The sequence below is a fragment of the Acaryochloris sp. IP29b_bin.148 genome, from assembly GCF_028285565.1.
Classification (GTDB): domain Bacteria; phylum Cyanobacteriota; class Cyanobacteriia; order Thermosynechococcales; family Thermosynechococcaceae; genus Acaryochloris.
Window position 1 is genome coordinate 11,593 of sequence record NZ_JANQOY010000112.1, and the last position, 14,747, is coordinate 26,339.

Annotated in this window: 14 protein-coding genes; 11 read left to right on the plus strand and 3 right to left on the minus strand. The window is 47.3% G+C overall.

The features are described 5' to 3' along the window. Positions 1–55: 55 nt before the first annotated feature. Together recQ and Q0986_RS10520 are read left to right on the plus strand one after the other, a co-directional pair. On the plus strand, positions 56–2,296 hold the full coding sequence (gene recQ / locus Q0986_RS10515; protein ID WP_299409484.1) for a DNA helicase RecQ: 2,241 nt from the start codon (positions 56–58) through the stop codon (positions 2,294–2,296). Between the two features lie 69 nt (positions 2,297–2,365). Continuing rightward, entirely contained in the window at positions 2,366–2,683 is a 318-nt protein-coding gene (locus Q0986_RS10520) for a hypothetical protein (RefSeq protein ID WP_299409489.1), read from the plus strand. 21 nt (positions 2,684–2,704) lie between these two features. Here Q0986_RS10520 and Q0986_RS10525 read toward each other — a convergent pair whose 3' ends face one another. After that, positions 2,705–3,010: a HigA family addiction module antitoxin gene (locus Q0986_RS10525; protein ID WP_299409492.1), complete on the minus strand. Its 306-nt coding sequence runs from the start codon at positions 3,008–3,010 to the stop codon at positions 2,705–2,707. Between the two features lie 6 nt (positions 3,011–3,016). Continuing rightward, positions 3,017–3,298 (minus strand): type II toxin-antitoxin system RelE/ParE family toxin, encoded by a 282-nt coding sequence (locus tag Q0986_RS10530; RefSeq protein WP_299409496.1) that lies wholly within the window; start codon positions 3,296–3,298, stop codon positions 3,017–3,019. Positions 3,299–3,465: 167 nt separating this feature from the next. Between Q0986_RS10530 and Q0986_RS10535 the strand changes: the two genes are divergently transcribed. The 6 genes from Q0986_RS10535 (at position 3,466) to Q0986_RS10560 (ending at position 8,925) form a co-directional block, all read left to right on the plus strand. Beyond that, positions 3,466–4,590, plus strand: a complete 1,125-nt coding sequence (locus Q0986_RS10535) for a trypsin-like peptidase domain-containing protein (RefSeq protein ID WP_299409499.1) — start codon at positions 3,466–3,468, stop codon at positions 4,588–4,590. A 65-nt stretch (positions 4,591–4,655) separates the two neighbouring features. Beyond that, positions 4,656–5,207 carry a Uma2 family endonuclease gene (locus tag Q0986_RS10540; RefSeq protein ID WP_299409502.1) on the plus strand — a complete coding sequence of 184 codons (552 nt, stop codon included), beginning with the start codon at positions 4,656–4,658 and terminating at the stop codon, positions 5,205–5,207. A 126-nt stretch (positions 5,208–5,333) separates the two neighbouring features. Beyond that, entirely contained in the window at positions 5,334–5,996 is a 663-nt protein-coding gene (locus Q0986_RS10545; protein ID WP_299409505.1) for an acetyltransferase, read from the plus strand. 27 nt (positions 5,997–6,023) lie between these two features. Then, complete coding sequence (locus Q0986_RS10550) at positions 6,024–6,629, plus strand: sugar transferase (protein ID WP_299409509.1); 606 nt, start codon at positions 6,024–6,026, stop codon at positions 6,627–6,629. Between the two features lie 164 nt (positions 6,630–6,793). After that, positions 6,794–7,123: a DUF3181 family protein gene (locus Q0986_RS10555; protein WP_299409512.1), complete on the plus strand. Its 330-nt coding sequence runs from the start codon at positions 6,794–6,796 to the stop codon at positions 7,121–7,123. A gap of 8 nt (positions 7,124–7,131) precedes the next feature. Beyond that, complete coding sequence (locus Q0986_RS10560) at positions 7,132–8,925, plus strand: hypothetical protein (RefSeq protein WP_299409515.1); 1,794 nt, start codon at positions 7,132–7,134, stop codon at positions 8,923–8,925. 51 nt (positions 8,926–8,976) lie between these two features. Here Q0986_RS10560 and Q0986_RS10565 read toward each other — a convergent pair whose 3' ends face one another. Beyond that, complete coding sequence (locus Q0986_RS10565; protein WP_299409518.1) at positions 8,977–9,810, minus strand: sulfotransferase; 834 nt, start codon at positions 9,808–9,810, stop codon at positions 8,977–8,979. A gap of 623 nt (positions 9,811–10,433) precedes the next feature. On the opposite strand from Q0986_RS10565, the gene argF reads away from it, so the two are divergent. The 3 genes from argF (at position 10,434) to Q0986_RS10580 (ending at position 14,742) form a co-directional block, all read left to right on the plus strand. Next, positions 10,434–11,372: an ornithine carbamoyltransferase gene (gene argF / locus Q0986_RS10570; protein WP_299409521.1), complete on the plus strand. Its 939-nt coding sequence runs from the start codon at positions 10,434–10,436 to the stop codon at positions 11,370–11,372. A gap of 49 nt (positions 11,373–11,421) precedes the next feature. Continuing rightward, positions 11,422–12,756: a TIGR03279 family radical SAM protein gene (locus Q0986_RS10575; RefSeq protein WP_299409524.1), complete on the plus strand. Its 1,335-nt coding sequence runs from the start codon at positions 11,422–11,424 to the stop codon at positions 12,754–12,756. A gap of 213 nt (positions 12,757–12,969) precedes the next feature. Further along, the gene (locus Q0986_RS10580; protein WP_299409527.1) at positions 12,970–14,742 is read left to right on the plus strand and encodes an EAL domain-containing protein; all 1,773 of its coding nucleotides are present in this window, start codon (positions 12,970–12,972) and stop codon (positions 14,740–14,742) included. The last annotated feature ends 5 nt before the right edge of the window (positions 14,743–14,747 follow it).

The window sequence follows — 14,747 nt, forward strand, 5'->3', positions numbered from 1 at the left end:
GGTTACGCATCGCAGCTTAATAGTGCAGCATCCAAATTTCATTTCTATACTGCCCATGACATTGAAGTCTATTGCATCGAGTTCTGAATTTTCTTCCTTAGAAGCAGCCCTCAAGCACTACTTTGGTTACGACCAGTTTCGAACGGGTCAGCGACCAGTCATTGAAGCGGCTCTTCAGCAGCAAGATTTAATGATCGTGATGCCCACGGGCGGCGGTAAATCCCTCTGTTTCCAGTTGCCAGGCTTGTTGCAACCGGGGCTGACAGTCGTGATTTCTCCTTTAATTGCCCTGATGCAGGATCAGGTGACCACCTTACAGGTTAACGATATTCCAGCCACCTTTTTGAATAGCAGTATTGATGCCACCACAGCTCGGCAGCGCATTGCTGAGATTTATGCTGGCAAAATTAAGCTGTTGTACGTGGCTCCCGAGCGGCTACTCCATGAGTCCTTTCTCAGCCTGTTAGATCAGGTCCAAACTCAAGTGGGATTAGCTGCCTTTGCCGTGGATGAAGCCCACTGTGTCTCTGAGTGGGGACATGACTTTCGACCCGAGTATCGGCGTTTAGCAGAAGTGCGGCAACGCTATCCCCAAGTTCCGGTGTATGCCTTAACGGCAACGGCAACTGAGCGAGTTCGCCAGGATATTATGCACCAACTGCAATTGCGGCACCCCTTTGTGCATGTCGCGAGCTTTAATCGGTCCAATCTCTATTACGAGGTTCGCCCCAAGTCCCGTCAGGCGTATGCCGATCTCTATCGCGAGATTCATCAGCAGGGTCAAGATTCGGGTATTGTCTATTGCTTAAGTCGGCGGGAAGTGAATGAGGTTTCAGCCCGTTTGCAGGCGGATGGCATTCGGGCTTTGCCTTACCATGCAGGGATGGGCGATAGTGCCCGTACCCTCAATCAAGAACGGTTTATTCGAGACGATGTCCAGGTGATGGTGGCCACGGTGGCCTTTGGTATGGGCATTGATAAACCGGATGTGCGGTTTGTAATTCACTACAACTTGCCACGCAATATTGAAGGGTATTACCAGGAGGCAGGCCGAGCGGGCCGGGATGGTGAACCGTCTAAATGCCTACTGTTCTTTAGCACTAAGGATATTCACACCATCGAATGGCTGATTGAACGTAAAGTCGATCCAATAACGGGGGACCCGTTAGAAAATGAACAGCGAATTGCCCGCCAACAGCTCCGCCAGGTGATTGACTATGCCGAAAGTACGGTCTGTCGGCGAACAGTGCAGCTGGGCTATTTCGGCGAAACCTTTGCGGGAGACTGTGGAGGCTGTGATAACTGCTGTCACCCCAAACCTGTAGAAGATTGGACAATCCCGGCCCAGAAACTATTGTCCTGTGTGGCTCGTTGCCAGGAACGGTATGGGATGAGCTATATCATCGATGTGTTGCGTGGCTCCAAAAGCAAAAAGGTCTTACAGCGTCGTCATGACCAGCTTTCCACCTACGGAATTGGCAAGGACAAAACGGTGGATCAATGGCGGTTATTGGGCCGGACTTTGCTGCATCAAGGTTTGCTTACAGAAACAACGGATGGCTATCCTGTCCTCAAACTCAATACTCTGAGTTGGGAAGTGTTGCGACATCAGCGGTCCGTGTTTGTGCCTGTGCCTGCGGCACCTGAACAGGCACGGCCCAGTGCCCGCAGAGAAGAAGCAGAAGCGCTGTTTCAACGATTACGAGAGTTGCGAAAGGAGTTGGCGGATCAGCAATCCGTTCCCCCTTACGTGATCTTTGCCGATTCCAGTTTAAAGTTGATGGCCCAGCAGCAGCCTCAGACGATGGTGGAGTTTGCCAAGATTTCGGGGGTGGGTAAGCGCAAGTTGGAGCAGTATGGTCAGCAATTTACAGCAGCAATACGCACTCATCGGCAAGAGCAGGGATTGCCCGTGGTCAGTGAAGCGGATGCCGCTGAGTTGGAGGAGTCCTCAGGACCAACGACGCTCAAATTGTCTAATACTGTGTTAGCGACCTTTCAGCTCTATCAGCAAGGCAAGACCCTAGAAGAGATTGCATCTGAACGGGAGCTAAAGTCCAGCACAATCTCCGTTCATTTGGAAGATCTAATAGAGGCGGGTCATATTGAGGAGATTGAGGCGCTAGTGACAGGCAATGATTCGGGAGAAACCTTTAGCGATCGCAAGCAAGCGATTACTGAAATGATTGAAAGGGTGGGTCCCATTTCCCTATCGAAGATTCGAGAAAAGCTGGGAAATACCTACTCCTACGAAGAAATTCGATTGGTGAGAGCCTGGTGGCAGCGCCAACAATGAAGGTTGGAGTTGACAGAGGATGCCCCTGTCATAGAATCTGAAGACAAACCCCAGAGAATACGTGCAACTATGCCGCCATTTTGGCCCCGAGAACCCGATCGCAAAAACGATACCGCTTTTCGTCGCTTTGGCGATCGCGTCAATTTAGCCTTCAATATTGCTATTTATGCCACTGCCGCCACGTCTCTATGGTTTTTTAAGCTGCTGATGTATCAAGATTGGCCCTGGCTCAAGAATTTAACGCTGGGCTGGTTAGGGGTGATTGTCTTACAAGCTATCTATGTACTAGCGATTGCCGACTATAGCGATGCAGACGATACCAAACCTATTTTCAAAAAAGATAAGGATAAATTAGCAGAAGAATCTGGCGAGTCTACTGAAGGATAAGCCTGTTTTAAGTTGGATATTTCAAAGTCGGTTTCCTTGAACAGTAATTTCTTGGTTTAACTGTTCTCCAATTTCATCTTCAGCTATATCCAAGTCATAATCCATTTGTAGCCCCAACCAGAATCGGGGTGACATATCAAAGTATTTCGCTAGACGGAGGGCCGTATCTGCAGTGATTCGGCGTTTGCCATGAATAATTTCATTAATTCGTCGAGCTGGAACTCGAATGGATAATGCTAATCTGTTTTGGCTTAAGCCCATCGGCTTTAAAAATTCTTCCAGCAGAACTTCACCAGGATGAATCGGTAGCAGCTTATCTTCACTCATAGCTCACTAATGGTAGTCAACAATTTCGACATCAAAAGCGTTACCATCTCTCCATTTGAAACAAATTCGCCATTGATCGTTGATGCGAATGCTATGCTGCCCCTCTCGATTTCCTTTGAGTTGTTCTAGACGATTAGCAGGTGGAACACGCAAATCTTGCAGGGTATCTGCTCGGTTAAGCATTCGTAACTTGCGTAGTGCTGTTTGTTGAATATCTGACGGGAGCTTCCGTGAACGTTGGCGATCAAATATTTTTTGCGTTTCCTTATCCTTGAAACTGCGAATCACGTTCTATGAACTTTAGGTTCTATATCGTTAATTATAACGTGCTGCGTTAAACGCTGAACCGTATAATCCTGCCATCAGGAATGCAAATTCTCCATCAAAAGGTGTGATCTTTAATACAAATGTGCTAGGGAATAGGATAAGTTTCTAATTTTTCAGTATTGCTGTCCATGAAGTTTATCCATCCACTCGCTCCGATTATTGTCACTGCAATTATTGCTGCTCCATTTCAGGGTGCCCAGGCACTGAGTTCAGCAGAAGTGAGTGAGATCGCAGAGTCAATCACCGTGCGGATCGATGGTCCAAGCTCGGGGTCTGGGGTTCTGATCAAACACCAAAATGACGTGTACACCGTATTAACTGCGGCCCATGTGGTGGCTACAGCGGATGAATATGAGGTGGTCACTAGAGATGATTTGCGATATCCGTTGACCTATCGCAACGTCAGAAAATTTCCTGGCATTGATTTGGCGTTGGTGGAATTTACCAGTGCCAAGTCCTATCAGGTGGCAAAACTAGGAGACTCATCAAACGTAAGGGCGGGAGAATCAATTTACGTTTCTGGATTTCCCATGCCGACGGCTGCGATCACTGAGCCTATTTGGAATTTTTCTGAGGGGAAAGTGACCGCGAATGCCAAACGGCCTTTGGCCGATGGCTATGGATTGGTTTACAGCAACAACACCTTACCGGGCATGAGTGGTGGATCCGTTCTAGACAGCCAAGGCCAACTGATCGGGATTCATGGTCGGGCAGATGGTGAACGGCAGGTCAAACGAACAGAAACCGTGTACGTGAAGACCGGCTTTAATCTGGGTATTCCCATCAATACCTTTTTAAGTTCAGTGAGTACGGTTAATCCGGCTTTGGGATTTTCTGGAAAAGTGGCAACAGGTGGTGCTAAATTGACTCCTGATGATCTGTATGTGCAGGGGACTGATAAATTTCAGCGGGGGAACTACCAGGGTGCGATCGCAGATCTAAACCAATCCATCGACCTCAATCCCCAAAACGCCTTTGCCTACAACAGTCGCGGCAATGCTTACTTTGAATTATGGCAATACGAAGATGCGATCGCCCAATACGACCAAGCAATTGCCCTTAACCCTAACTATGCCGAAGCCTACTTCAATCGAGGACTCGCTCACAAGCTTATAGGGAATAACGACCAAGCCCAGCAGGATCAGCTGAAATCAAAGCAGCTTTTAGGCGACCAGGTCGAATCGTTAGAAAATAAGGCCGATCGCATTCAACAACTCCTCGATCAAAAACTCAACCCCTTTGAGCGACCTTAGGCATTTAACGGGTTGCGAATTTTCGCCATGCCATACTGATAGCAGGGTGTTTGAGGCTGGCAACCATGACTGTAACAACCTATAAATGGACAGTGGAACGCTATCACCAGGCGATTGAAGCTGGACTATTTGATGATCAGCCGGTGGAATTATTACAAGGAGATATTGTCCTGATGCCACCGGAACGAGAGCCCCATGCCTACTACAACACTGAAGCGGGTGATTATCTACGGGGCTTGCTAGGGAGCCGAGTCAAAATTCGAGATGCTAAGCCGATTACACTACCGAATGATTCCGAGCCTGCCCCAGATATTGCAATTGTCAAACCACTAGGACGAATTTATCTAGACCACCATCCCTATCCTGAAGATATCTTTTGGCTAATTGAATTTTCCCAAACGACGCTGGACAAAGACTTGGGCCAGAAAAAAGCCGTTTATGCAGAGGCAGGTATCCCCGAATACTGGGCGGCTAATGTGAGGCAACGTCAGCTCATCGTGTTTCGAGAGTTGGTGCAGAGCCGTTACACCACTGAACTGACGCTAACAACAGGTACGATTTCTCCTTTAGCCTTTGTAGATGTTCAAATGGAAGTTTCTCGATTAATCAATCTCTAGAAGAGCGCGACAAGAGTATTCAAACAGCAGAACAACCTCGTGTAATATAATCGCGCCGTCCAACTTCTCCAAAAACTTTAGCGTGACCTTCACTACAAAACTACCTGGAATATTGCAATAGAGAACATGGACAATATCGTCATCATCGGTTCTTCAGGTCACGCCAAAGTCATCATCGACATCGTGCAGCAGGAAGGCCGATACAACATCGCTGGCCTGCTGGATGACGGCCGAAATGTGGGTGAGCAAACTTTGGGTTACTCCGTTTTAGGCCCAGTAGAGGATTTACCAGAATTGGTGACAGCTCATGCCATCAAGGGGGTGATCGTTGCCATTGGCGATAATTTTGTGCGCTCACAAGTGGCAGGACGGATTCAGGACGTATGCCCAGACCTGCCGTTTGTTTCTGCTATCCACCCCAGTGCATCAATTGCAACAGAAGTTTCCATCGGAGAAGGGACGGTCGTCATGGCAGGGGTTTCTATCAATCCATGTTCTTCAATCGGTCGATCCTGCATTCTGAACACCCATTCTTCTCTGGATCATGATTCAGTTTTAGAAGATTTTGCCAGTCTTGCTCCACATGCCACCACAGGCGGTAACTGTCATATCGGCCAGTATTCAGCCATCAGTATAGGAGCAGTTCTTGTTCACGGTATCCATATCGGCGAACAAACCGTTATTGGTGCGGGTTCGGTTGTTATGACGTCCATTCAGCCCTTTGTTGTGGCCTATGGAACGCCAGCAAAAATTATCCGTAGTAGGAAACCAGGAGACCAGTATTTGTGATTCTATTTTGCCGTGAGGAGAAGTTTGATGCAGCGATTCTTTGATCTAACGATAGCGAGTTTAGGGTTGCTTTTTTTGATGATACCCATTGCCTTTATTTGGCTGGTGTTAATTGTCTCTGGTTGTAAACCTCCCTTGTTTTTTCAGAAAAGAATTGGTTGGAACGGTCAGGTCTTTGAAATTATCAAATTTCGGACGATGACAACTGAATGTGATAGTTCTGGCAAGCTGTTGCCTGATGAGGATAGAATCACTCGCCTAGGCTATTTTCTTAGGAAAACCAGCTTAGATGAGTTGCCAAGTTTGATCAATGTGATTACGGGGCATATGAGTCTTGTCGGACCACGGCCATTGTTAGTGGAATATGGCCCTCTGTACACAGACGAAGAGGCCCAACGTCACCTTGTACGGCCAGGAGTGACTGGGTGGGCACAAATCAACGGCCGCAATGCTTTAAGTTGGGATGAAAAGTTCAAGCTTGATATATGGTATGTCAACAATCAGAGTATGAAGCTATATTTTTCTATTTTATGGAAGACAGTATTTTCGGTTCTGACTCGCAAGAATATTTCTGCAGAAGGGTGTGCAACGATGCCAGATCTGCGGGATGAGCGGGGTTGGGATGTGTCTTGACGCTATCCCCTGCGCTCTCATGATGGGGAAAAGAGGATGCTAGAGCATAGTTGGAGGGTGGATCGCTTCTCCCATCGTCAGATTCAAAGGCTATTCTAAAGAAGGTGAGCGATTAACCTTCCGCTCCATGATATAAACCCTAGTCGTTGAGGGTAATTTAAGGTATGGCAGATCAAATTGCGACTGCAGACGTTGAAGCACTGGCCGCTGATATAGGCGAAAAAATCTACATCGATGTGGCCAAATGGCATCTCTTTCTCAGTGACGCCCATCTGCATCAATCCTTAGCAGAGCAATTTTGTAACCTTTTGGAAAACGGATTGCTGGAAGAACCCCAGATTCTGCAAGTGTTGTCAGATGTTTCTGTACCACTGGGGGGAGGCAAACGGAAACTGCCATTAAGTGATCTGGTGCCCACTCAGGGACAGCAAGATTTGATGGATATTCTGACCGACTTCCGTCGTCGTCTTGAAGCGTCTGGATATAGTTTTTAGCGTCTGAAGTGAGCATCAACCCTAAATTTTCTCGTCAGGTTCGCAACGGCAAAGTGGTGTATGTGACTGCAACCCCTCGTCCGCAGCCAGATCGCGCTCGTCCCCAGTCCATGCCCAAGCGCCTATTGGGTCCATTTCAGGCCAGTCTAAACCTATTGCTGCTCACGGGAACGGTCACAACCGTCATGGGGTTAGGTTGGCTCAGTTTTCAGGTGATTACCGATCCAGATGTCGCCTTTTGGCTCAATCAGTTCTTGCCAACCTCGAAAACGACACAGACCGCGACTCATCAACCGCGAACATTACAGCAAATCTTGAAACGCCTGCAACAACAGGAACAGTCTCCAGGTAAACCCATTGTGTTGGCCGCTGAATCAGCGGCTCAAAACCCTCTGGTGGCCACCAAGGATATTTTGGTCCCGATTTACGACAAAGATTGTGCAGAGATGGCCTGCCAACAGCTTCAATCTCTCCAGGTGTATCGGTCTTTAAAATTACCGGCCTTGCTAAGACTCTTCCAAGGTAAGCGCTATTATCGATTGCTTGACCAAGTCGCCATCAAAGGGCTGAGGGAATCCAAATTGGTGAACCTAGCGAACAATCCCCGTTTAGTCACGGGGTCCACTCGTCCCCTACCCTTATCCCGAATTGAGGCCTATCATCCGGCCCCCAAACCCGGATCTTGGTTGCGTTTAACGGGACTGCGCACGGAGGGGAGTGCAACGGCCACCTATGGCCAGGTGATGTATTTTCATCCTGATGAAGCCCGTCTGGTGTTGATGTTAAATTGGGCCAGCCCTGCGGGAGAATATCCTCGGTGGCAGCAAGTCACAGGCAATCAACAGCCGGAGTTAATGGTCTCGCAAACCGTTGGCTTGGAGCCTCGGTTTGCTGTGTATCAAATCCATCCAGCTCCCACGGGTGTTCTGCAGATGGAACGTATTTCCCTCGCTAAACCGGCGTTTGCGGATCAAGGTTATGCCCAAAGTCTATTATTAGCTCGGAGTGGTTTATGGTCTCCTGCACAGAAGGGATTGCTGGCAGTCAAGCAGAAATACCCCCAGCGATGGTCCCCTAAGGCACAGGCTCAACTGGACTATATCAATCTCCATGCCAAGGTCGCTCAGTCCCAAGCCAAACAAATTTCTGCAAATCCAGTCCAAAGCATTGTGGCACGCTTAATCAATGGCGAATGGCGGGCTGCACTCAAGATATTTCAGACCCCGAATACAGAGCCGTCGGAAGTAAGAGAGCTGCTATTGGCAGATCCAGGACGACTGGCGACTCGGGTAGATGCATTTTTAGCCGTTTATCCAAAGGATATAAATGCCATTGCCTGGGGAACACTCATCCGTCATCTACAAGACGATCCTAAAACGGCTTTAGGGTGGGCTCAGCAAAGAACGGGTAAAAACAAGGCTGCCCTCCAGCGGATTAAAGCCCTGGTGAAGCGACTTGATCAACCGAGATATACGCCCAAAGAACCTTTACCCAAGATACCCAGACTTCCTTCTCCTGAACGCGACAGCAAAAAACAGTCGGTGCAATCGAAACCTCCTTCTCCTGAACGCAATAGCAAAAAACAGTCGGTGCAATCGAAACCTCCCTCTTCTGGACGCACCAGCGAAAAACAGTTGGTTCAGCCCAAGAAGCAACAGATTGCACCGGGCCAGTCCTCCTCCCCTCCGACAGCCAATCAGGAGAGTACAATTCCGCAGGTGGAAACCACTCCCCAGGTAGAAATATCTCCTGTGCCTTCATCCACTCCTACCCCTGAGAATCAGACGTCTCCAGAGCTATAGCAATGGATCATTAGACTAGCAAAAATGCAATGGAGTGGGTTCTCAATTTTCTCATCTACTTGTGTTCAAGCTATTGATTGTCCTGCCTAATAAATCAAAGAGCTTTTCATTATCTTCAGAATAAAACTCCTGTAGTTCACAGATAGTTGATTCTTCTAAATCATCTGAATAAAAATCAGGAAAAATTTTCCCAACATAGTGATTAATTGGCTTTAGAAACGGAATGTAGTAGTTCAGTAAAAGCTCACCTGTTTTGATATTATATGAATTCACTTTCCTTTCAATTTTATTGAATTTAAATCTTGGGTCAGCCCCTAAAAATTCACACACCTTTTGCAGCGATTCAGTAGGGTGTTTAACAATATCTTCCTCGTAGCTTAACACTAAAATACTTTTTGAGGAGAAATAATCATAGTATCTCTTAATTTGAGAATAGTATTGTCCCCTGCTGATGAATTGATATTTTAATTCCTCAGAATTATATTTTTCATCTCCCGATAATATTCCTAACAAAAGAGTATTACTATTCAGGAGCGGTGATATTCTACCCTTGCGCTTATGATGATTTATTGCTGACACTGCCCGTTTGATGGGATTTCGAAGAACTACTATCAGCTTAACATCGGGAAGATTATGATAAATTCGAAGACAAGCATCTGGATGACTTAAATAACCTGGGGTTTTTTCTCCAATTAGGGTTTCATTATTAACTGAAGCGAAATAGGATTCATACCATTCCATACCTTTATGAAAGTTATCTTTATTATTAAAAAAATAAATTTCTGAGTTAGCCATAAATATTTCAGGATGGTCACCAAGAATCCTAGCTAACCAACTAGTCCCAGACTTTTGCGCACCAATAATCAAAAAGTTTGGCAAACTCATTCTAGTAAATCTCCAATTTATCTTGTTAAAAATACATAAAAAGCGATCACAAAAATTTTTAATTAGGATTTCAGAAACCCTAATTAAACTCACAAATCAATATAGTGAAATCAAGATATATCTCCAAGCAGGATTAAGCTAATATGACGCCTGCCTGTTTTTTCTAAGATTAATTCTTATTAGCATTATTTGAAGTCAAAACTGTCAGTCTAAGTGAATGAGTACGACTTTAAATATTATCACCGAATAAAAACAAGGCTACTGAGACCATTTTTTTTCAAACAAACTGCGAATTGCCCTTGAGCTAACAGTGCCTGAGTCACCTGTCATAGAACTTTGTGTATAAGGCTGTTGACCTATGATTTGCTTATAGCCTTGAACACACTGAAACTCTTCAGATTGTCCCCTCACTCCAATTAGCTTACTGGAGACTGACTACAGGATGGAACTCAGATAGAAGCGGCATTTAACAGCTTTGAAGACAGTGAATGTGTTGGCCCTTATTTTAGAGACAAAGGACAAGACAGTTCTTCCATTGATGCGGTATCCTGTAGGTTTCCTACTAGCCCATATGGGTGGGGCATCAGCCCCGTTTTCACCCTCCTGATAAGTGATCTGAGTTTATGTTCACTGGTATTGAAACTCTAAAAGGAAGAGATCTGCTGAGCCTTGCAGATTTCAACGCCTCGGAAGTGCTCAGTTTGTTAGATCTGGCAGCTCACATTAAAGCGGGCCAGGTTAAACCTCATTGCCCGAAGGTTTTAGGATTGTTGTTTACAAAGGCTTCTACCCGGACGCGGGTGAGTTTCTCGGTGGGCATGTACCGTTTGGGAGGACAGGTGATTGATCTAAGGCCAGATGCAACGCAAGTGGGGCGTGGAGAGCCTTTGGAGGATACTGCTAGAGTCTTAGATCGCTATCTGGATGTGCTCGCGATTCGGACCTATGAGCAGCAAGATTTGGTGACCTTCGCCCAGTATGCCGATATCCCTGTAATCAATGCCCTCACGGATCTAGAGCATCCTTGTCAAATCTTTGCAGATTTGCTGACGTTACAAGAAGCGTTTGGTCGATTATCGGGGTTGACCCTGACCTATTTAGGGGATGGCAATAACGTTGCTCACTCCCTGCTATTGGGCTGTGCCTTAGTCGGTGTTAATATTCGGATCGCGACCCCCAAGGACTATCAACCCCTATCAGATATTGTTGAAAAGGCCAAGGGATTGGCGGGCGATCGCAGTTCCGTTTCAGTCACCACTGATCCTGTCGAAGCCGTTGCGGGTGCCCATGCGCTCTATACCGATGTCTGGGCCAGCATGGGGCAGGAAGACCTCGCCAGTAATCGTATTCCTATCTTTCAGCCGTATCAGATCAACGCATCGTTACTCGCTCAGGCCGATGCTGATGCCATTGTCCTCCACTGTCTCCCGGCCCATCGAGGGGAAGAGGTGACGGCAGAGGTTCTAGAGGGGGTGCGATCGCGCGTATGGGACCAAGCTGAGAATCGCCTACATACTCAACAAGCGCTACTAGCCAGTGTTTTGGGCGCTCAGTTCGAGTAGTCTTTGCTAACAGGGGAACGTTAGGAATGGCGGCTATCTGCACAAGCCTATGAGTAACAGTTCGATCCAACCTGCAGTGATTACTGCGGTCATCCCTGATTCAATTGCTGCTGAGATTGGGTTTGAACCCGGCGATCGCCTGGTCTCGATTAATGGCGAAGTCCCTCGTGATCTGATTGATTATCGGTTTTTGTGCGCTGACGAGTTTTTGACCTTAGAAGTGCTGGATGCAGCGGGTCGGCCCCACCAAGTTGAGATCGAAAAGGACTTGGATGACGAACTGGGTTTAGAGTTTGAAACAGCCCTCTTCGACGGTTTGATTCAGTGCAATAACCACTGCCCCTTTTGTTTTATTGACCAAAAACCGCCGGGTTTGCGTCCGAGCTTATATCTCAAAGATGATGATTACCGCCTCAGCTTTTTGTATGGCAGCTATTTGACCCTGACCAATCTACCACCACGAGAATGGCAGCGGATTGAGGCCATGCGCCTGTCTCCGCTATACGTGTCTGTTCATGCCACCCGGCCTGAAGTCCGGATCCGACTGCTCCAAAATCCGCGAGCCGGTCAAATTCTGGAGCAGTTGCAGTGGTTTCAGGAACGACGACTGCAAATTCATGCTCAAGTGGTAGTCTGCCCAGACATTAATGATGGTGAGGTTCTGGACCAAACCTTGACCGATTTGGCACACTTTCATCGGTCTGAGATTCCGGCCGTGGCTTCAGTTGCCGTTGTCCCCGTGGGGTTGACCCGCTTTCGTCCTTCTGAGGACGCGCTGAGACCCGTTGATCCAACAGATGCAGTCCAAGTGATTGCCCAGATGCAACAGCAACAAACTCAGTTTCAGCAAGACTTTGGTACGACCTTTGCGTGGCTGGCGGATGAATGGTTTCTAATCGCGGGCCAAGAGTTGCCACCCGCTAGCCATTATGAGGACTATCCTCAAATTGATAATGGGGTTGGATCTATCCGACAATTTCTACAGCAATTTGACCAGGCAGCCCACCAGCTGCCATCTCGTATCGCCTCTCCTAGACAATTGACTTGGGTCGTGGGTAATACAGTAGAGCAGGCGTTTCAACCGATTCTAGACCGCCTCAACCAAGTGCAGGGATTAACGGTTACCTTGGCAGCCCTCCGCAGCGACTATTGGGGGCAAACGATGACGGTGACGGGGTTACTGACGGGGCAAGATATTTTGCAGGCGTTACAAGATCGACCCCTTGGGGATGCGCTGTTATTACCTACTTTGATGCTGAAGTATGGAACGACTCAATTCTTGGATGATATCAGTGTGGCAGACTTGTCTGCCACACTGAAAATTCCCATTCTGCCAATTCAGGGTGGGGCAAAAGATCTGGTTCAGGCTTGCTTACAACAATGACACCCGTCTCACAAGGCTTCTGACTGATTTGCGTAACGAGACAACACAATCAAAAGGTCAATGTTAAACTAATAGCTTAAAAGACACGGAGGCGGAATCACGAATTCTTCGTTAGAGTTTACGGACAAAGTCCTTATTCATCAGAATGATATCGTGAGCTGATTTTAGGATTTCGATAGACTATAAACTGTCGTAGCAGCATCGGGGGATAGTATGCAGACTGGTACACAAATCTTGATGATTGAAGATGATGATCAAGATGTGGAGCTTGTTCGTCAGTTCTTAGAAGTCAAACAGACCTTCCCCGTCACAATTGAGCACAGCAAAACCCTGTCGGAGGGCATCAACCTCCTCAAAGACAGCGAAGAGATTGATTTAATTTTGTTGGATTTGTGTCTGGCCGATACCCAAGGTTTGGCAACCTTTTATCAAGTCCACGACTCCTTTCCTACAATGCCATTGATTATTCTGAGTGGCAATTCCGATCAATCCGTTGTCCAAGAAGCCTTGCAAGAAGGAGCACTCGATTTTCTGGTGAAGGGTCAGTTCGATGATCTCTCCCTCCAGCGTTCGATCCAACAGGCTCTGAAACAGCGGCAGCAATCCATAGAGACCGAATATCAAGACTTCACCCTAGATGCGTTATCTCGACAGCTTAAGATTGCTCAACAAGAGCTAGAGCAGCTGGCTGAGGTTGATCGACTGCCCCAGGTTTACAACCGTTGTCGGTTTGATGAGGCCTATCTCTCAGAGTGGAGTCGCCTGACTCGCGAAGGCGCACATTTGTCGTTAGTGTTGTGCGAAGTGGATAACCTATCGGCCTATAGAGAAACCTATGGCGATCAAGTGGGAGAATATTGTTTGCAGCAGGTGGCTGAAGCCATGACTAAGGTGGCCAAACGCCCTGCTGATTTTGTGGCTCGATATAACGATCAAACCTTCATCGCGTTGTTGCCGAATACTGATTTAGCGGGGGCAACGTATCTAGCGGAGGCTATTCGCACTAGTGTTCGTGCTGTTCCATTCCCGCCAGAAGGTTGGAAGGTAACCCATTCACCCATTACGCTCAGTTTGGGGGTGGCTTGCCAAATTCCACGAGTCCAGGTGGCCCCCTCTTTACTCATTGAGGCAGTACATCAGGCCCTTCATTTTGCCCAAGAACAGGGGAAAGATCGGGTACAAATTCACCATACAGGCTGTGCGGATCCAGATTTGCACTCCAATCAAACCTTACATTGGGTAAGTCGATTGTTACGGGCGCTAGAGAGAGATCAATTTCAGCTTTATGCCCAGCCCATCTATCCGCTGAGGGGTGAGCGCACAACCTATAGTTATGAGATTTTATTGCGGTTGCAGGACCAACCTGGTGTGGTTTGCTCACCTAGCCTGTTTTTGCCCATGGTGGAACAGTACGACTTCATGACGAGACTCGATCGATGGGTGATCAAAAACTTGTTGTCTAGTCTCGATCAGATATCCTCGCGCAATCTGTTAGATCTCCAATTTTTTGTCCATCTTTCGAGCGCGACATGCCGAAACGGAGAACTCTTTGATTTTCTCCATCAACAATTTGCCCATAATGATCGAAATGCCCAGAGATTCTGTTTTGAGGTCACTGAAAATGTGGCTCTCAGCCATCTAACACCGGTCATTGAGTTAAGCCGAATCTTAAAGTCGATGGGCTGCCAGATTGCTCTGGATAATTTTGGCAGTGATATGTCTGCCTTCATTAATCTGAAGACCCTTCCGGTTGACTTTGTGAAAATTGATGGTCTTCTCGTTAGAGATATTGCTCAAGATCAGATTGCACGTGGGATTGTGGAGTCTATTCACAATGTCGCTAAGGTGATGGGGATGCAGACCATTGCCGAGCATGTGGAATCGGATGTGATTCTAGATGAGATCGCAAACGTGGGGATAGATTATGCCCAAGGTCATTACTACGATCGGGCAAAGCCGCTACTGGATGTGATAACAGCATCCTAGAAATC